The organism is Pelagicoccus sp. SDUM812005 (assembly GCF_031127875.1).
Classification (GTDB): domain Bacteria; phylum Verrucomicrobiota; class Verrucomicrobiia; order Opitutales; family Opitutaceae; genus Pelagicoccus.
The window spans coordinates 237,632-256,015 of the sequence record NZ_JARXIA010000009.1 but is presented as its reverse complement, the minus strand read 5'-3'; the positions used below and the strand labels follow the sequence as shown (position 1 = coordinate 256,015).

Here is an 18,384-nt window from a genome sequence, read left to right as displayed (position 1 = left end):
TCTTGTTCTTCTTTCCTTTGTTGGGACTACTATACGTCATTTCCTCCGATAACGGAAATACTTGTTAACTCTAGTTTCGATAGGTTTTCCCTATAACTAAGAAACCCGCCAGCCCCGCCCAAGGCCCGCACCGCCTTCCCAAGGTAGGGCGAGACCGCCGGGCTCGCCGCCAAGCAAGGTCCTTCAATTGCGGCGTGCGGAGCCTTCCACCGCAGCCATCCAAAACCGCCTTGGCAAACAACGGCTTATCACCACACTCCGTACTTCTCCCGATAGAAACCCTACCCGACCTCGGCCAACTGTAGTCTTCCCGTAATCCGCAAAAGTCCCATGAGCCAACACCGAGAAATCAATTCAATCGCGGATATAGATCTCCTTACCGAATCGGTCGACTTGGAATGTAAGCTAGCCTTGGGATCCGACGGACAAGGCAAACTGCCAAAAGATTTCTGGCCGACCTATTCCGCAATGGCCAACACGGAGGGAGGATTAATCTTATTGGGAGTTCAGGAAAAAAGAGGCCGTTTCCAAGCCAAAGGCATTCCAACCCCCTCCACTATCCGAAAGGAACTGGCCGATCTATTAGGCAACCGAAACAAGGTGAGCGTAAACCTGCTTTCGGATGGCCATATCACTGAACTCCAACTCGATAACGTCCGTATCGTGGCAATCGAGATACCGAGAGCCTCACGCAAACAACGTCCGGTTTTCATAAATGGTAATCCCCTTGGCGGGACCTATCGGCGCTTTCACGAGGCGGATCAGGTAGTGCCCGATGAAGAGGTCAAACTCATGCTCTCAGAGAGCCAGGCTGAGTCGCTCGACTATCGAGTACTGGCTAAGTTCGGTATGCGCGACCTTTCGCTCCCAAGCTTGCATGCATACCGCCAAACTCACGCGACACTCAATCCTGGACACCCTTGGAGCGAGCTGGATGACCTCACATTCCTTCGAGAAGTTAGAGCTTGGAATACCGACCGAGATACAGGGGAGGACGGACTAACAGTGGCAGGCTTGTTGATGTTCGGCAAATTCCAGTCAATTCAGGACGAGTTCCCGCACTATGCACTCGACTACCAAGAAAGACCGGAAGCTAAAACCGAAAAACGTTGGATAGATCGGGTTTGGCTAGACGGATCTTGGTCTGGCAATCTTTACGATTTTTTCCGCACGGTTTATCCCAAACTTACCGCTGGATTAAAGATTCCATTCGCATTGAAAAAAGGACTACGCGACGAAGATACGCCTATTCATGAAGCTTTGAGAGAAGCCTTGGCTAATACCCTGATCCATGCGGACTATCGCCAGCGAACGAGACTGTTGGTGGTCAAACGACCAGATATGTTCGGTTTTCAGAATCCCGGCAACCTGCGCATTCCTATCGAGCTCGCTCTTCGTGGAGATGAACCTGATTCCAGAAACAAACGGCTTGCCCATCTTTTCGGTTTCGTTCGCATCGGAGAAAAAGCGGGAACTGGCATTCCAAGAATTATGGCTGGCTGGAAAAGTCAGCACTGGAGGCAACCCTCTCTAACAGAAGAATACGAACCAAGCCCGAGGACCATCCTTCGTCTCCAAATGCTAGATCTCTTCCCGCCCGGTGTACTCGATATCCTAAGGGCCCAGTTCCGGGACCGATTCGAATCTCTGGATGAAACTTGTCGCCTAGCTCTTGCCACAACTCTAACGGAACGCCGCCTCACTCACACGCGCCTGTGCGAACTGACAGGCCTTCACCCTAGCGACGTCACCAAATCTCTCCGCAGCTTGGTTAGCCAAGACTTTCTCGTCTCCGAGGGCTCAGGCAGAGGCACGGTCTACCGATTCAGAGGCGCCCGCAAAATTGCGTCTGAAGATGTTTTTAGCTATCCAGGCTCCCCCAATTTAGCTCCGAGCTCCCAGAATTTGACCGAAAGCTCCCAGAATTTGACCGAAAGCTCCCCGAATTTAGACCCAACGGAAAACGATCGGGACGAATTCGGGCGTTTGATTTCCGATCACTTCACGATGCCGTTCGTCGATGACCTAAAACACCTCGAACCGAATTTTCTCACGCAACTCGAACAAATAGCGACTCCCCCACGCACGCTCCGGAAACTTGACCGTGAGAAGATGATCGAAACGATTCTCAAGCTTTGCGAGCTGCACTACATCCGCCTCGACAGCCTCGCTTCGCTGATAAATCGAAAACCAGGCACACTCCAAGGCCAGTACCTTACACAATTGTGTCGTGATCAAAAACTTCGCATGGCTTTTCCAGACAAACCGAATGACCCCAGACAGGCGTACACCAAAGCCTAAAAAAAACACCATAGGTCAATGAGGACTCTTAGATTGGGCTAGTCCCTAAACAGTAACAACGCAACGGCGAGCGAGCTCTCCCTCCCACAAACAAGGCTCGGATAAAATCCGAGCCTTATCTGTGCAAATCTGAGAGATCTGCGGTTAAAAAACCTAACCCACGAAGACGCGGGCGTTTCTAAACATGCGCATCCAGGGTGAATCTTCGCCCCACTCCTTCGGAGCCCAGCTGAGCTGGGCCGTGCGGAAGACGCGTTCGGGGTGCGGCATCAAGATCGTGGCCCGTCCGTCCTCGCTCGTCAGGCTGGTAATGCCAAAGGGCGATCCGTTGGGATTCAATGGATACGCCTCGGTCGCTTCGTGCTTGTTGTCCACGTAGCGGGCCGACACCAATCCCGACGCATTGCAGGCCGCAGCGGCTTCCGCGCTCTGGAACTCGGCCCGGCCTTCGCCATGCGCCACCGCGATCGGCAGCACGCTGCCAGCCATTCCCTTGTAAAGAACGCTTGGGCTCTCCTCGATCTTGACGGAAACCAAACGGCCCTCGTAGCGCTCGCTGCGATTTTGCACGAAGTGCGGCCAATGAGCCGTACCCGGAATCAAACTACGAAGATTGCTGAGCATCTGACAGCCGTTGCAGACGCCGAGCGAGAAGGTGCCTTCGCGTTCGAAGAAAGCGCGGAAAGCTTCGCGGGCCTGGGCATTGAAGAGAATGCTCTTGGCCCAGCCTTCGCCCGCTCCCAAAACGTCGCCGTAGCTGAAGCCGCCACAAGCTGCCAAGCCCTTGAAGTCGGCCAAGGAAACCTTGCCGCTCAAAATATCGGTCATGTGCACGTCGATCGCCTCGAAGCCAGCCCGGTGGAAGGCGCCGGCCATTTCGACTTCCCCGTTAACGCCTTGCTCGCGCAAGATCGCCATCTTCGGACGCGAGTCGAAATCCTTGCCCACTTGCACGTCAAAGGTCACCTTCGGATTGATTCCCTTGTTCGACATGTCCTGACGGATCGCGTGCTCGGACTCTGCCGACTCGGGATTGTCGCGCAGGCTCTGCATGCGGAAGGTCACGTCGGACCAAACGCCGCGCAGCGCGGAAAGCTCCTCGTCGTAAATGTCTTCGCCTCCCTGCAACACCTTGAAGGTATGGTCGTCGTTCAAGGTTCCCACGACTGAGCTGCAGGTATCCAAACCATGGCTACGAAGCACTTCCAGCACCGCTGCCTGATCGCTGTCCTTGACTTGGATCAAGGCGCCCAACTCTTCGGCGAAGAGGGCCGCGAAGGCATCCGCGTCGGCCGGAATTTCGAGATCGACACCCACGTTTCCAGCGAAGGCCATTTCTACCGCCGCCGCAAGCAGACCGCCATCGGAACGGTCGTGGTAGGCGAGCAGCTTCTGATCCTTGCCGAGCTGCTGGATGGCATTCCAGAAATTCTTGAGGTCTTCCGCCGAATCGACATCCGGCGAGCCTTCGCCCATTTGACTCAAGGTTTGTGCGAGAATCGAGGAACCGAGGCGGTTCTTGCCGCGGCCGAGGTCGATCAAGATCAGGCTTGTATCCGAATCTTGGATAAGCTGAGGAGTGAGCGAGAGACGAATGTCCTCGCAACGGGCAAAAGCGGAAATGATCAGCGAAGTCGGAGCCGTTACGCGCTTCTCGCCGGACTCGTCCTGCCAAACCGTGCTCATGCTCATGGAGTCCTTACCCACCGGAATGGTTACGCCTAGCTCCGGACAGAGCTCCATACCGACCGCCTTCACCGCTTGGTAAAGGTCCGCCGCGTCGCCCGCTACCGAAGGCGCGGCCATCCAGTTCGCGGAGAGATTCACTTGCGTGAGCGGGCCGACTTGGGCCGAGGCTAGATTGGTTAGAGCTTCGCCCACTGCCAAGCGGGCGGAGGCGGCTGCGTTGTTAATCGCTGTCGGCGTGCGCTCGCCCATGGACATCGCTTCACCCGTGTATCCATCGAACGACGACGCGGTTACAGCGCAGTCCGCCACCGGCACCTGCCAAGGTCCCACCATCTGGTCGCGATGGATGAGGCCGGTTACGGTACGGTCGCCGATGGTAATCAGGAAGGTCTTGTCCGCGACCGTTGGATGCGAGAGCACCCGCTTGGTCGCTTCTTCGAGGGTTACGCCCTCGAGCGTGAGGGGCGACTGCGGACGCGTGAGCGACTTTTCGTCGCGGTGCATGCGCGGCGGCTTGCCGAGCAATACCTCGAGCGGGATATCGATCGGGGTGTTGCCGAAATGCGGATCCTCGAGCACGAGCTGACGCTCGTCGGTCGCTTCGCCAATGATCGCATAAGGACAGCGCTCGCGTTGGCAAATCGCTTCGAAGGCCTCGATGCGGTCGCCGGGAATGGCCATCACGTAGCGTTCCTGCGACTCGTTGCACCAAATTTCGAGCGGGCTCATGCCGGGCTCGTCGTTGTTGATCTTGCGCAGGTCGAAAATGCCGCCCTTGCCGGCGTCGTTCACGAGCTCGGGCATCGCGTTGGAGAGTCCGCCCGCGCCGACGTCGTGGATGAAGGCGATCGGGTTTTTGGAACCGAGCGCCCAACAGCGGTCGATGACTTCCTGACAGCGACGTTCCATCTCGGGGTTGTCGCGCTGCACGGAGGCGAAATCGAGATCCTCGTTGCCCGTGCCACTATCGATGGAGCTAGCCGCGCCGCCGCCGAGACCGATTAACATGGTCGGCCCGCCGAGTACCACCAGCTTGTCGCCGGCGTTGACGATTCCCTTCTCGATGTGTTCGTGGCGGATGTTGCCCAAGCCGCCGGCCAACATGATAGGCTTGTGGTAGCCACGGATCTCCGGACCGTTGGCGCCGGGAACTTCCTGCTCGAAAGTACGGAAGTAGCCGAGGATGTTGGGGCGACCAAATTCGTTGTTGAAGGCCGCGCCGCCGAGCGGGCCGTCGATCATGATGTCGAGGGCGGAAACGATGCGCTCGGGCTTGCCGAAATCCTTCTCCCACGGCTGCACCGCGCCGGGTAGTTTCAAGTTGGATACAGTGAAACCATTCAATCCCGCCTTGGGCTTGGAACCAATACCGGTTGCCCCTTCGTCGCGGATTTCGCCGCCAGAGCCAGTCGCGGCGCCGGGGAACGGCGAAATGGCAGTCGGGTGGTTATGGGTCTCCACCTTGCAGAGGATGGCGATGTCCTCGAGCGAGGGTCCGTAGACGTGGGTCTTCGGGTCGGCGAAAAAGCGGTTGCCCTTGCTGCCCTCGAATACGGCCGCGTTGTCCTTGTAGGCGGACAAGATCCCTTCGCTGCGCATTTCAAAGGTGTTCTTGATCATCTTGAAGAGCGACTTCTCCTGAGCCTCCCCGTCGATGTCCCAAGACGCGTTGAAGATCTTGTGGCGGCAGTGCTCGGAATTGGCCTGGGCAAACATCATAAGCTCGATGTCCGCCGGGTCGCGACCGAGCTTCTGGAAATTTTCTACGAGGTAGTCGATCTCGTCCTCCGCAAGGGCGAGCCCCAGCTCCTTGTTGGCAGCGACCAGCGCTTCGCGGCCGCCTTCGAGAACCGGCACCGTCGCGTAAGGCTTGGGCTCCTCGTGGCGGAAAAGCACCGCCAGCTCGTCTTGCCCGCCAAAGACTGCCTGCGTCATGCGGTCGTGCAACTGGGCGTCGAGCGCCTTCAATTGGGCCGCATCGAGATCGCTTCCCTCCAGCTCGACCCAGAAGGAAACCGCCCGCTCCACTCGCTCCAGCTTGGCCAGCCCGCAGATGTGGGCAATATCCGTCGCCTTGGAGGACCAAGGGGACAGCGTGCCGGGACGCGGAGCCACAATACGTTGCAAGCCAACAGGTTCGTGCTCTTCGAGCTTCGGTCCGTAAGTTAGGAGCTTGGCTAGGACCTCGCGCTCCTCAGCAGTCAATTCACCTTCGATTTCGGCGGCATGCAGGTACTCGGCGTAGACGGATTTGACCGGTAGGCCCGCTGCGGAGAGCGAAGCCTGCAGCTTTTGCAAACGGAATTGAGAATGAGACGGTGCGCCACGAAGGATGATCATAACGCTGGCAAACTGAGAGCTTACCTCCTGCCCGACAAGCGCGGAGTCGGAAAAAACTCGCCCCGCCAAAAATTGCCTACTCCCCTCCGGAATAGAGCTCGCGCAGTCCCGCCATCACGAACTCGCAGTACACCGTCGGCAGCGAAGGCCGCAGCTCCCCGTCGAACTCCCGCAAGCCCTCGTAATCGCCCGCCGCCGCCCATTCGTACACAGCCTTCCCGTTCGCCTGCCAAGGCTCCAAGTAAACGACCGGCCCCGCGTAGATTCGGGACGCCAGAAGGTTCCGCGCCCAGAGGTACCCCTCTTCGTCCAGGGCAAAAGCATTCCCATCCTCGTAGCGATAGCCGGGCAGGCCGGTTTCCTCTCGCATCGCCTCCACCAACGCCCGAGCCACCCGCCCCTCCTCCAAATGGTAGCCCTCGAACAAGCGGAGCAGCAGCTCCAGCCTCTGGGTCGGCGAGGCCAATTCCGACTCGAGGTAGCAGCCGTGCACCAGCACATGGGCATCGTTGCCTCCGTGCAAAGCCGGTCGCTCCGGATCCTCGAAGCCGCTGGCGTTGATATGGATGGCCAAAACCAGGTCCGCTCCACCCCACGCCTCGATGCGGCGGGCCCGCTCCCGAATTTCCGCCGTCCGGTAAAACAAGCGCTCCGCCAAAGCGGGCGCCCCTTCCTCGCCGCCGAGGCGAGCCTTGGCCTCCTCCCAGAAATCCTCAGCCCGCAATGCCGTGACCGGCTCCGCCGTCTCCCGCGCCAGCAGCGCCTCCGCCCCCAGCTCCCGCAAACGGAGCGCGATCCGCTTCGCAACGGCCAGGGTCAAGTCTCCCTCCTGCAGCAAAGGCCCGTCCCCGATCGCGAAGGAACGCTCTTCCACCGGCCCCCAACGTCCTCCGATATGCCCCGGATCCAAGACCACCCGCAACCCCGCGAAGCCCTTCCGCCCCGCCTCCGGAAGCTCGACCTCCGCTTTCCGAGCCGAAACCTCTCCCGCAAAGCTCAAAAACAAACGCTCACCTCCCGGCTCCTCGCCCGTTTCGATCCATACCCCATCCGCTTCCACCCGCATCCAGCGCCGCCAATCCGCAGTCGGAGCGTAGGTCCGCTCCATCGCCTCCACGAAAAAGTCCCGACCCACCGCCCCGTCGTACCGAGCCAGGTCTCCCCAGTTCCGCTCCGAGCCCAGAGCCCGCCTGGCCCTTTCCAAATCCCGGGACTCCCCAGCATCCAGCCCGAGACCGCCCAGCAGCCAAACAAAGAGCAAAAATCGCATGCCGCATCCCATGCAATTCCCGAGCCAAGGTCCATCGATTTGGCGGGAAACTTGCTCCAATGCCGCCCATGCTGCGCTGCCAAATCCACCTGCACTCCCTCGAACTTAAGCAACCCTGGGCCATCGCCAGCCGCCTCGGACCCAGCGGCAAGGGAATCTCCCAGCGAAGCTGCATCCTCCTCAAGCTCAGCGACGAAACCGGCACCGTCGGCTTCGGCGAAGCCGCCCCCGTGACTACCTACGGCGAAACAGCGCTCGACACCCTCCACTTCCTCCGCCGCTTCGATTGGAGCCAACTCAACTTCCACGACCTGGCCCAAAGCCTCGAGTACCTTCACTCCCAAGCGAAGCGCGCTCCAGCCGCCGTCCCCGCCATCGACCTCGCCTTGCACGACGGCGCCGCCAAGAGCGCTCGAAAAGCGCTCGCCGACTTCCTCGACATCCCCAGCTGCCCGGAACAGCCGCCCACCACCTCCTACTCCATCGGCCTCGGAACTCCGGAAGAAATCGCCCAACGCGTCCTCGACGCCCGGTCCTACCCCGTGCTCAAGCTCAAAGTCGACGCCCGCAACTACGAAAGCTCCCTCCAAGCCCTCCGCAGCGTCAGTCCCGAAAAGCCCGTCCGCATCGATGCCAACGAATCTTGGGAAAACCGCGAGCTCGCCTTGCGGGCCATCCAGCGCCTCGCCCTTCTCGGCCCCATCGAATTCATCGAGCAACCGATGCCGCGCGCCACCTCCCCCCAAGACGCCGCCTGGCTCAAGCGCCACAGTCCCATCCCGCTCGTGGCCGACGAGTCTTGCCTCAGCCCCGCCGACCTCCCCCACTGCGCCCAAGGCTTCCACGGCATCAACGTAAAACTCGCCAAATCCGGCGGCATCGCCCCCGCCCGTCAACTCATCGCCGCCGCCAAAAGCCACGGCCTAAAAGTCCAGCTGGGTTGCATGATCGAAAGCAGCCTCGGCATCGCCGCCGCCCTCCAGCTCTCGCCTCTCGCCGACTGGATCGACCTGGACGGAGCCCTGCTCACCCGCAACGACCCCATGCTGGGTGTAGTTGAAAACTCAGGACGGCTCGCCTTCGCTCCCGACGTGCCCCCGCACGGTTTGCAAGCCTATCCCAAAACCGACTACTGGGAAATCAAGCCGCCCTCGCTGCAACCGATCGCAAACCGCTCAAAGGCGCCTCCCTGCCATGCCACCTACGGAAAATCCGTCAACGGCATCCCGTTGGAAGTCTACCTCCCCAGCTCCGGCCAATGCGACCTGCTGCTCTTCGCCGCCATCCACGGCGAGGAGCCGGAAACCACCACCCTGCTCTCCAAAGCCCTCCGCTCCCTCGAACGTCCATCGCCGCGCTGCGCCATCGTGCTCTGCGCCAACCCCGACGGCACTCTGCGCGGCACCCGCGGCAACGCAAACGGCGTCGAGCTCAATCGCAACTTCCCCGCCACCAACTGGCAAGACTCTCCCGTATCCACCAAATGGGCACCCAACCACGGCTACGTCAACCACTCGACCGGCCCCGCTCCCGCGTCCGAACCCGAAACGCGGGCCCTCATCGATCTCGTCCAAGCTCTCGCCCCAAAAACCATCCTCTCGCTCCACGCTCCGCTCGCCTGCATCGACGACCCAAGCTACAGCCCCCTCGGCTACTGGCTTTCCAAACGCACCGGACTGCCCCTCGTGGGAAACATCGGCTACCAGACCCCTGGCTCCTTCGGCAGCTGGGCCGCGGAAAACGGCTGGCACGTGATCACCTACGAGCTGCCGCCCCTCTCCGTCTCCGCCCTGCACGACAAGCACCTGGACCACCTCGTCGAAATCCTCCGCCACGGGCTAGACACCTGCAAACCCGCCCTCGTATCCAAAATCTAAACGCACACGATTGAGCCCTCCAGGACACAGCGGTCCTGGAGGGCTGTTTTCAATCAAAGCAGGACCGGCCCCCCAACCTAAGAAGGCCGGTCCGCTACCGCTAAACAGCGAGGTTAGGAGCGGCCCTCGCTACGCCACTTCCGCAGGCTGGAGAACGCTTGCCCTACTTCCTCTCTATCGAGCTCCCAGTCTCCATCCCTGTCGAAATTTGCCATGATGAAAGCGGCCGCCCGGTCCGGGGTTCCTAGCATCGAATCCGCCTGCTCCGAGATCATGCGAGCCTGCAGGAATTCCGCTCTCCGCGCATCGACCTCCGCCCACTCCGCGATGCGTTCCATCCGCCGCTGCTCGTGAAACTTCAAGGCCAGAGCCAGTTCCGACTCGTCAACCAAAGCGCTCCGATCCACGTCCAATCTCGCGAAAAGCTCGTCTGGAGGGATGTCACCGCGAGGCGACTCGCCCGGCGCCGCGTTCGCCGAAGCGAGCAAGAAGGAAAAGACCAAGACCATGAAAGTAGATTTGTTTTTCATGCCGCCCACTTTAGCCGCCTCGCATAACAAAAACGCCTCCCGCCGCATTACAAAACTGTCATCGAATTCGCGGGAACCCACGCTCGAATTCCCCTCTCGAGGGCCACTCCCCGCCCCCTCAACACGACCGGCTGACAAACCAAAAAAAGGGGCATTCACCCCTCCCTTATTTTTCAAGGACTGTAAAAAGGCCGGAGACGCGGGAGCCTCCTTGCCCTCTGGCTTAATAGCCGAACATAAGTGTCGATACCTATCGGAAGCGCGAATTCGACCCCAGATCCGGAAAACATGACCATAAATGATGAACCCCAATCGTTTCCCCCTACCACAGCGGCTAACCTGAACAACCAGCTGGACGCCCTCGTGCGCCTACACGGCACCCTCGGCTCCGAACTTTTAAAAGGCAGCCTCGACGCCCTGTCGGAATTTGCCTTCACCACCGACTCGAACGGGAACATCAGCCATGCCAACCCAAGCCTGGCCGACAAAATCGAGGCCAGCGCCAGCAATCCCCTGCAATGGCTCGAGCAACGCCTCCCCCAAGATCAACTCCCTAGCGCCGGAGTAACGGGCCTCGTCTGGATTCCCACCCGCAACGGACACTCCCTGCCGGGCTTCATGGTCGTTCGCCCCAGCGGCAACGCCAGCATCGGCATCGTCCGCGAACTCACGAACAGCAAACCCAGCCCCATCAGCGAGCCGGGCGCCGACTCCAAAGCGGAGCACTGCCTGGCCCTCGTCGAACACGCCTCCGAAGGACTCGCCACCATCGCCGCCGACGGCGCCCTGAGCTTTCTCAACCCTGCCTTCGCCGCCGCCCACTCCCAGGAATCGGTCGCCGCCCTGATCGGGACCCCCTGGAAGTCGTTGCTCTCAGCCGAGGAAGCTCGACGCTGGGAAAACGAGATCCTCCCCTCCATGGCCTTCACCGACAGCTGGAGCGGACCCTTCGCCGGTCGCGAGCTCTCCCTCCAAGCCAGCGCCCAGGGTAGCATTCTCGTCTGCTCGAAAGAACCCGCGGGCCACTCTGCCCAACACGCCGACTTCGAGCAGGCCAAGCTCGAGACGGAACAACTCTACCTACAGCTCGACGAAGCCATCGCCAAGGCCAACCAAGCCGCCCTCGAGGCCGAGCTCGCCAACCAAGCCAAGAGCGCCTTCCTCGCCTCCATGAGCCACGAGATCCGCACCCCCATGAACGCGGTCATCGGACTCACCGGCGTCCTCCTGGAATCGGAGATCGACGACGACCAACGCGACTACCTGCAAACCATCCGCGCCAGCGGCGACTCGCTGCTCGTCCTCATCAACGACATCCTCGACTTCTCCAAAATCGAATCCAACAAGATGGAGTTGGAACACCAACCCGTCGACCCGCGCTGCTGCGTCGAAGAATCCCTCGAACTCCTCGCCGAAAAAGCCTCCAGCAAAGGCCTCGAACTCTGCTACGAAGTGAGGGGCGAAGTGCCCTTCGGCATCCTCGGCGACGTCACCCGCCTCCGCCAGATCCTCGTCAACCTCGTCGGCAACGCCATCAAGTTCACCGACCGCGGCCAGGTCGAGGTTCTCCTCCAGGCCAAGGAAAGCACCGACACCGATTGCCTGCTCGAATTCGCCGTACGCGACTCCGGCATCGGCATCCCCCTCGAAAAGCAGGACCGCCTCTTCAAGTCCTTCAGCCAAGTCGACTCCTCCACGACCCGCAAGTACGGCGGCACCGGACTCGGGCTCGCCATCTCCAAAAAGCTCACCGAGCTCATGGGCGGCGAAATGCGAGTGGAAAGCCAAGAGGGAAAAGGCTCCTCCTTCATCTTCACCATCCGGACCGCCCCCGCCGCCCCCGTCGTCTACTCGCCCGAAATCGACAACCGCGGACGCTCCCTCATCGGCGGAAAAAAACTCCTCCTTCTCGAACCCAATCCCGTCATTCGCGAGAAGATCGCCAGACAACTGCAAAAATGGGACGCCGCCGTCCACTCCACCGGCAGCATCGAGGACGCCCAAAACATCGCTCGAAGCCAACGCTTCGACATCGCATTCGTCGACCAAAGCTACTCTAAGGGCGACCGCGACCGCTTGCTCAAAGCGAACAAGCCCCACCCTCCACGCCTCATAAAGATCACGCCTTACGGAAAGACCTCCGACTCCGATTCCCACTACTCCATTTCAAAACCCGTCAAGCCCAGCAGCCTCATCGACGTAATGGGAAAAGCCCTACAAAACGGCGGGCGCTCCCGAAAGACGCAAAAGGACGCGGGCGACCACTCCGAAAAGCTGCTCGGCCAAAACTGCCCGCTGCGCATCCTCATGGCCGAGGACAACAAGATCAACCAGAAGGTCGCGCGCCTCGTGCTCAAGCAGCTCTCCTACCAAATCGACATCGCCAACGACGGGCTCGAAGTCCTGCAAAAGCTCGAGACCGAAGACTACGACGTCATCCTCATGGACGTGCAAATGCCCAACATGGACGGCTACGAAGCCACCCGCGAAATCGCCAAGCGCTTCCCCCTCGAACGCCGCCCCTACGTCATCGCTCTCACAGCCAACGCCATGCAGGGCGATCGCGAACGAGCCATCGCCGCCGGCATGCACGACTACGTCAGCAAACCCATCCGGCCCGAAAAGATTGGCCAAGCCCTCCAAAAAGCATATCAGCACTCTACAGCGTTGGGAAGTAACTAGGCTTCTCGCCTATTCCACCTTGTAGATGCCGTACAAAATTATTTGGAATTCCAGCTACGTCTGCTTCGACTACTACGGAAAAGTTACCTCCGAGGACATTGTCGAGAGCAACAAAGAAGTTTACGGAGACCCGCGGTTCGACGAACTCCGCTGGGAACTCGTATCCTTCGACGAAACCGAATCGGTCGCCTTCAAGCCGGCCAACGTTCGGCTAATCGCCTACATGGACGAAGCGGCCGCCCGCAGCAATCCCTACATCTCCGTCGCCTTCATCGGCAAGACCAGCATCCTCAAGGAAGTCGAAGAGGCCTACGCCAACACCGGAGCCAAGCCGACCTGGCCAGTGTTCAGCTTCGAGTCCCGCGAGGAAGCCCTCGAGTACATCACCCAAAAGGATCCTTCCGCGTCCTGCCCCAAGCCAAGCTGAGCCCAGCCCCACGCATTCGCCCCCCCCGAGAAAGGCGTCACCGAATGCAGCGCCAATCGCGCAGGGTCGGGCTGGCGCTCGCGCCACGCCGAGTCGCCCGAATCGTTTATTAGCTCATCGTAACGCAGCTTGCCGCAAGCGGCAGTCCTCCAAGTTGTGAACAAAAAATGGCGTTCCGGCCAAGAAGCCGAAACGCCCAAATAAAAACCTGAAACAGGATCCCTACTCAGCTGCCGGATGGTCGGACCCGTGATCTTGGCCCTCGTGCCCCTGCCAGGCGTTCGCCTTCTTCGACTGCTCCGCAGCGATGCCCGCTCCGATGCCGGCCCCAATGCCCGCTGGCAAAGCCACCACCAAGCTCTTGTAGGAGAATCCGCCGTAGCCTTCCGTGATCAACGCATCGCCCGAGCGGTAGGTCGCCGAAGCGCTTGGAGAAATGAACCCGCCAAAAAGAGAATCGACCGCCTTGACGATCATCGGCGCCACCGCTGCCGTATCCGGATTTTGAGACAAGATTCCTTCCAGCTGCTTCGTGTCGAATCCGCTGCTGTAGGCATACATGGCCGCATCCTTGGGGAGGCGTCCCGCCACTTTCTTGTAGGCATCCGTTCCCGTCAGCCCCGACTTCCCCGCGCCGAAGGTGCTAACCCATTCCTTATCGGTGTAGATCAAAAGGTCATCCGTGCCCGCAGGCGCTTCCACAAACAAGTCGATGGGAGCATCCTGCATCAGCGCTGAAAGATCCGCTACCCGGCCAGACTTCGTATCCACAAACTGGAACCCCATCTCCTTGATAAGCGGCTCGAGGCGCGGCAGCAAAACGCCCGCCCCCTTCAACGATACCCACACCTTGATGTCAGGGGCCTTCGGGTTCTCCATGCTCTGATGCACGATCAAGTCCATGCCGCCCGACAGCGCCGCCACCGCTTCCTGCGCCGTGACGTCCGTGCCGGGGATCGGCTGCAACAAGCCTTGCATCACCATGCCTTCGCCCATCGGGCCCATCACGCGGCTCGCCAGAGCCTTGGCTGTATTCACAAGTTCATTCAAATCGATCTGACCGGAAAAGACCGAAGTCGCGTCCGCAGGAGCGATCTCCGCTGCCCGGAAGCCGATCGGATTGAGCCCGTACATCTTGAACAAGCCAGCGGGATTCCCCTCCAGCAAAGTGACGGAGCGGTTCCGGTACAGCCCGCTCTCGATCTGGGAAGAGCTCGCTCCCATGGAACGTACCGAACCAAATCCCAAGGTTTCGAATACAGCAGGAAAATCGAGCGGGATCGGCGGCATGTCAGGAATCACCTGCGCCATGTCCTGGTAGATCACGTTGAGCTTCTCGCCAATAGCCTGGCCGTCCCCGTCGAAATCCATGAAACCGACGAAGTCGCCGTCCAGGTCGAGGTGCTCCGCAGCTTCCTGGAAGGAACCGCCTGCGAAAGCGATTGATGTAGATCCGAAAAGCGCTGCCGCCGCGGAAAGTTTCTTGAAGGTATAAGGATTCATTTGAAGGAGGTATTCACAGTTGGGTTGAATGGGTTACAAAAAAGCGGATAGCATCCCACCCTCGACCTGAACCCCAATTCCTCAAGCGAACCCTACCAAATTTTCCAAAATGTTGAACGCCTGCATCATCGGCACCGGCCGCATCGCCTCCACCCTCGAAAAAGACCCCCTGCGCCCCGCCGGGTGCACGCACGCCGGAAGCTACGCCGCCTCCCCCAATATCCAACTGGTCGCCGGAGCCGATATCGACGCCGACGCCCTCGAATGCTTTGGCCGAGACTGGGACATCCCCAGCAAACGCCTCTACGCCGACTACCACGATCTCTTCGCCAAGGAGAAGATCGATATCGCCAGCATCTGCGCCTACGCCCCCCAACGCCTCGACATGGCCCGAGCCGCCCTCGAAGCCGGAGCCAAAGGACTCTGGCTGGAGAAAGCCCTCGGTTGCTCCATCGCCGACGGCGAAGCCATCCAAGCCGCCCTCCAAAAGCACCAAGCAGCCGCTGTAGTTGACTATCCACGACGAGCTCGCCCGCCCTACCGAAAGATCAAAGAGCTCATCGACAAGCAAACCTACGGCAAGCTCCAGTCCGTAACCTGCCACATGACCCACCAGCTGATCCACACCGGCACCCACGCCTTCGACGTGCTGCGCTACTGGTGCGGAGAAGCCCTAGCCGTCAGCGGGAAGTTGGAAAACGGATACGACAGCTCGCAAGAAATCAGCGACCAAGGCGGCCAAGCTACCATCCAATTCTCAAACGGAACCGTCGCCTTCGTGTCTGCGTATCGAAAGAAGTACTACATCTTCCAGTTCGACCTCGTGTTCGAAAACGCCCGCATCCTCATCGGAAACGACATAGAAAAAGTCTACTTGCCCGACACCAGCAAACTCTACACCGGCTTCAAGGAACTCTTCGAACAGGACAAATACGACTGGGGCCCCGCCTACCCGCGCGGCATGGTCGACGAACTCGTGCATGCCATGCAAACCGGAACCGAGCCTCTCTACTCCGTCACCAACGCCATCGAAGCCCTCCGCATCGCCCTCGCCATCTTCGCCTCCCACCTCGCCGACGGAAAAGCCATCTCCCCCAGCGAGGTAGACCCAAACCTGAAGATCGAAAACCAATAGAGGCCCACTCCCCGCCGCCGCTGCCTCCACCCCGGCAGCGAAAGGCAAAGTCTCGTTCTAACAATAGACTATTCTTGCGATTCTAACGATAGACTTCAGGCTTCCTCCAAACCCCGAAAGCCCATGAACAGACGCATTACCCTTGCTGACATAGCCAAGAAAGCCGGCTATCACCCCACCACCATCTCCATGGCCCTGCGCAACCACCCGCGCCTGCCGGAAGCCACCACCAAGAAGATTCAAGCTCTCGCCAAGGAGATGGGCTACCAGCCCGACCCCGCTCTCGGGGCCCTGGTCGCCTACCGCCGCAACGCCTCCCCCAAGCAGCAGGCCGCCCCGCTCGCCTACGTGACGAACTGGGATACCGAATGGGGATGGAAATCCACCAACACCCACCTGAGCTTCTACGAAGGAGCCGTCGCTCGCGCCAAGGAGCTCGGCTACAAGATCGACCACTTCTGGCTCGGCCAACCAGGCGTCAGCCACCAGCGCACCAACGAGATCCTGCTCAACCGCGGCATCCGCGGCCTGATCGTGGCCTCCCACATGCCCGGCTCCGACGAAGAGCCAGCTCTCGACTGGAGCAAGTTCAGTTCGGTCAAGATCGACTTCGTGCCCACCCAGCTGCACGTCCACACCATCTCCAACGACCAGCGGGCCATCGTGCAGCTCGCCTTTCGCAAGGCCCTCAACGCCGGCTACAAGCGCATCGGCTTCGTCCTGCCGCACTGGTACGACTCCTACGTCAACCACGCCTGGTCCGCCGGCTTCCTCACCAGCCAGCTGCAAGTCCCCGAAGAGGACCGCATCCCGCTAAAGTTTTTCCACAACGCTCCCGGCACCAACTCCGGCGTGCCCGTTACCGAATTCGAGCAATGGCGCCTCAAGCACCAGCCCGAAGTCATCATCAGCTACTCGGAATTCGTCAAATCCGCCTTCGAGCTCCTGCAAATCCAAACGCCCGACGACTTCGCCTACATCGACATCTGTCCCGAAACCAAGGACGGAGCCCACGCGGGCGTATTCAACAATTGCACACGCGTCGGGGAGCTCGCCGTCGAAATCCTAGCCGGCCAGCTCCAGCAAAACCAAATCGGCCTGCCCGACTACCCGACCGTGACCAAGGTCGAAGGCACTTGGATCGAAGGGGAATCCCTCCCCAAACTCGAGCTCGCCGCCGCCGAAAGCGCCTGCCGCTAGCGACTAGCCCAGCCGTACAGGAAGGAAGGCCCGCCAGCCCGGCGAAAGCCGCTTGGCAACATATCTTGCATCGATTCGATTCGCCCGCAAAGACTCTCGCCAGCCTTTGAACCGATGAAAGACATCTTCCTGACCTTCCTGCGACTCGGCTGCTACGCCTTCGGCGGTCCCACCGCCCATATGGGCTACTTCCACGAAGAATTCGTAAAGCGACGCAAGTGGCTCAGCGAGGCCGACTACGCCGACACCGTAGCCCTCTGCCAATTCCTTCCGGGCCCCTCCAGCTCCCAAGCAGGCTTCGCCATCGGCCTCGACCGCGGCGGCATCCTCGGCGCCTTCCTCGCCTGGGTCGGCTTCACCCTCCCCTCCGCCTTCCTCATGATCGCCTTCGCCCTCGGCCTCGAGCGCGCAGGAGACCTTTCCATCGCCGGCTGGGTCGCCGGACTCAAGCTCGTCGCCGTTGCCGTTGTCGCCAACGCCGCCTGGAGCATGGCCAAATCCCTCTGCCCGGACCGCTCCCGCGTCACCATCGCCGCCCTCGTCACCCTCGCACTCCTGCTCGCCTCCGACCCGCTCGCCCAGCTCCTCGCCATCCTCCTAGGCGCCGCCGCCGGATACCTCCTCTACCGCAATCAAGACCACACCCAAGCCGCTCAGCCAAGCAAGCAAAGCGGCAGCAAGCGGCTCGGCAGCGTCTACCTTGCCCTCTTCTTCCTCCTGCTCGCCGGCCTCCCCATCGCCGCCCAGCTCTTCCCCGCCAACCAAACCCTCGAAACCGGCAACGCCTTCTACCGCGCCGGCTCCCTCGTCTTCGGCGGCGGCCACGTCGTCCTCCCCTTGCTCGACAGCTACACTGTGCAACGCGGCTGGATCGACGAGTCGTCATTTCTCGCTGGATACGGCGCCGCCCAAGCCCTCCCCGGCCCCCTCTTCGCCTTCTCCAGCTTCCTCGGCGCCGGCATCGATCACGGTCCGCGCGGCATCGCCGGCGGCCTCTATGCCCTTGTCATGATCTACCTGCCCGCTTGGCTGCTGGTGCTGGGAGCGATCCCCTTCTGGGATCGACTGCGCAAGGTCAATGCCGCCCGCGCCGCCCTCCTCGGAGCCAACGCCGCCGTCGTCGGCCTGCTCTTCGCCGCCCTCTACGACCCCATTTGGCGCAGCTCCGTCCAGGGCAACCTCAGCTTCGGCTTCGCCCTGGCCGCCTTCGTCCTGCTCAAGTTCTGGAAAGCCCCCCCTTGGCTCATCGCCGCCCTCGGAGCCGGCCTCGGCCATCTGCTGCTCTAGCCGCCTGCCCTCGCAGTCTCCCAACCCCAGCCCGAAAAAGCTCCGGACCTTCAGATCGCAAAGTCTCGAAGGCCGCAAGTTTGCGAGATGCAACCCCAACCCGCCGCCTGCGGGCGACAAGGGGGGCTGGCGCAAGCTTTGCA

At 60.6% G+C, this 18,384-nt stretch carries 11 protein-coding genes; 7 read left to right on the top strand and 4 right to left on the bottom strand.

Annotated elements, in window-relative coordinates:
• Nucleotides 1-330 precede the first annotated feature (330 nt).
• On the top strand, nt 331-2,301 hold the full coding sequence (locus tag QEH57_RS12805; RefSeq protein ID WP_309007136.1) for an RNA-binding domain-containing protein: 1,971 nt from the start codon (nt 331-333) through the stop codon (nt 2,299-2,301).
• A gap of 153 nt (nt 2,302-2,454) precedes the next feature.
• Here the strand turns inward: QEH57_RS12805 and purL are convergent, their stop codons facing one another.
• Both purL and QEH57_RS12795 read right to left on the bottom strand, forming a co-directional pair.
• Complete coding sequence (gene purL / locus QEH57_RS12800) at nt 2,455-6,330, bottom strand: phosphoribosylformylglycinamidine synthase (protein ID WP_309007135.1); 3,876 nt, start codon at nt 6,328-6,330, stop codon at nt 2,455-2,457.
• A 76-nt stretch (nt 6,331-6,406) separates the two neighbouring features.
• Nucleotides 6,407-7,600, bottom strand: coding sequence for an N-acetylmuramoyl-L-alanine amidase (locus tag QEH57_RS12795; protein WP_309007134.1), 1,194 nt, complete (start codon nt 7,598-7,600; stop codon nt 6,407-6,409).
• Between the two features lie 59 nt (nt 7,601-7,659).
• Between QEH57_RS12795 and mpaA the strand changes: the two genes are divergently transcribed.
• Nucleotides 7,660-9,477 (top strand): murein tripeptide amidase MpaA, encoded by a 1,818-nt coding sequence (mpaA, locus tag QEH57_RS12790; protein ID WP_309007133.1) that lies wholly within the window; start codon nt 7,660-7,662, stop codon nt 9,475-9,477.
• Between the two features lie 113 nt (nt 9,478-9,590).
• On the opposite strand, the gene QEH57_RS12785 is transcribed toward mpaA, so the two are convergent.
• The gene (locus tag QEH57_RS12785) at nt 9,591-10,007 is read right to left on the bottom strand and encodes a hypothetical protein (protein WP_309007132.1); all 417 of its coding nucleotides are present in this window, start codon (nt 10,005-10,007) and stop codon (nt 9,591-9,593) included.
• 288 nt (nt 10,008-10,295) lie between these two features.
• Here QEH57_RS12785 and QEH57_RS12780 point away from each other — a divergent pair, with 288 nt between their 5' ends.
• Both QEH57_RS12780 and QEH57_RS12775 read left to right on the top strand, forming a co-directional pair.
• Complete coding sequence (locus tag QEH57_RS12780; protein ID WP_309007131.1) at nt 10,296-12,689, top strand: response regulator; 2,394 nt, start codon at nt 10,296-10,298, stop codon at nt 12,687-12,689.
• 25 nt (nt 12,690-12,714) lie between these two features.
• Nucleotides 12,715-13,116 (top strand): hypothetical protein, encoded by a 402-nt coding sequence (locus QEH57_RS12775; protein WP_309007130.1) that lies wholly within the window; start codon nt 12,715-12,717, stop codon nt 13,114-13,116.
• Between the two features lie 222 nt (nt 13,117-13,338).
• Here the strand turns inward: QEH57_RS12775 and QEH57_RS12770 are convergent, their stop codons facing one another.
• Nucleotides 13,339-14,619, bottom strand: coding sequence for a hypothetical protein (locus QEH57_RS12770; RefSeq protein ID WP_309007129.1), 1,281 nt, complete (start codon nt 14,617-14,619; stop codon nt 13,339-13,341).
• Between the two features lie 109 nt (nt 14,620-14,728).
• Between QEH57_RS12770 and QEH57_RS12765 the strand changes: the two genes are divergently transcribed.
• The 3 genes from QEH57_RS12765 (at nt 14,729) to chrA (ending at nt 18,241) form a co-directional block, all read left to right on the top strand.
• Complete coding sequence (locus QEH57_RS12765; RefSeq protein WP_309007128.1) at nt 14,729-15,754, top strand: Gfo/Idh/MocA family oxidoreductase; 1,026 nt, start codon at nt 14,729-14,731, stop codon at nt 15,752-15,754.
• Between the two features lie 123 nt (nt 15,755-15,877).
• Nucleotides 15,878-16,954: a LacI family DNA-binding transcriptional regulator gene (locus QEH57_RS12760; RefSeq protein ID WP_309007127.1), complete on the top strand. Its 1,077-nt coding sequence runs from the start codon at nt 15,878-15,880 to the stop codon at nt 16,952-16,954.
• A gap of 114 nt (nt 16,955-17,068) precedes the next feature.
• On the top strand, nt 17,069-18,241 hold the full coding sequence (gene chrA / locus QEH57_RS12755) for a chromate efflux transporter (RefSeq protein ID WP_309007126.1): 1,173 nt from the start codon (nt 17,069-17,071) through the stop codon (nt 18,239-18,241).
• Nucleotides 18,242-18,384: the final 143 nt, after the last annotated feature.

Bases quoted from the DNA above. Each gene is read 5' to 3' on its own strand.
- purL (WP_309007135.1), bottom strand. From the start codon at position 6,330: ATGATCATCCTTCGTGGCGCACCGTCTCATTCTCAATTCCGTTTGCAA.
- mpaA (WP_309007133.1), top strand. From the start codon at position 7,660: ATGCCGCCCATGCTGCGCTGCCAAATCCACCTGCACTCCCTCGAACTT.
- QEH57_RS12770 (WP_309007129.1), bottom strand. From the start codon at position 14,619: ATGAATCCTTATACCTTCAAGAAACTTTCCGCGGCGGCAGCGCTTTTC.
- QEH57_RS12795 (WP_309007134.1), bottom strand. From the start codon at position 7,600: ATGCGATTTTTGCTCTTTGTTTGGCTGCTGGGCGGTCTCGGGCTGGAT.
- QEH57_RS12775 (WP_309007130.1), top strand. From the start codon at position 12,715: ATGCCGTACAAAATTATTTGGAATTCCAGCTACGTCTGCTTCGACTAC.
- chrA (WP_309007126.1), top strand. From the start codon at position 17,069: ATGAAAGACATCTTCCTGACCTTCCTGCGACTCGGCTGCTACGCCTTC.
- QEH57_RS12780 (WP_309007131.1), top strand. From the start codon at position 10,296: ATGACCATAAATGATGAACCCCAATCGTTTCCCCCTACCACAGCGGCT.
- QEH57_RS12765 (WP_309007128.1), top strand. From the start codon at position 14,729: ATGTTGAACGCCTGCATCATCGGCACCGGCCGCATCGCCTCCACCCTC.
- QEH57_RS12785 (WP_309007132.1), bottom strand. From the start codon at position 10,007: ATGAAAAACAAATCTACTTTCATGGTCTTGGTCTTTTCCTTCTTGCTC.
- QEH57_RS12805 (WP_309007136.1), top strand. From the start codon at position 331: ATGAGCCAACACCGAGAAATCAATTCAATCGCGGATATAGATCTCCTT.
- QEH57_RS12760 (WP_309007127.1), top strand. From the start codon at position 15,878: ATGAACAGACGCATTACCCTTGCTGACATAGCCAAGAAAGCCGGCTAT.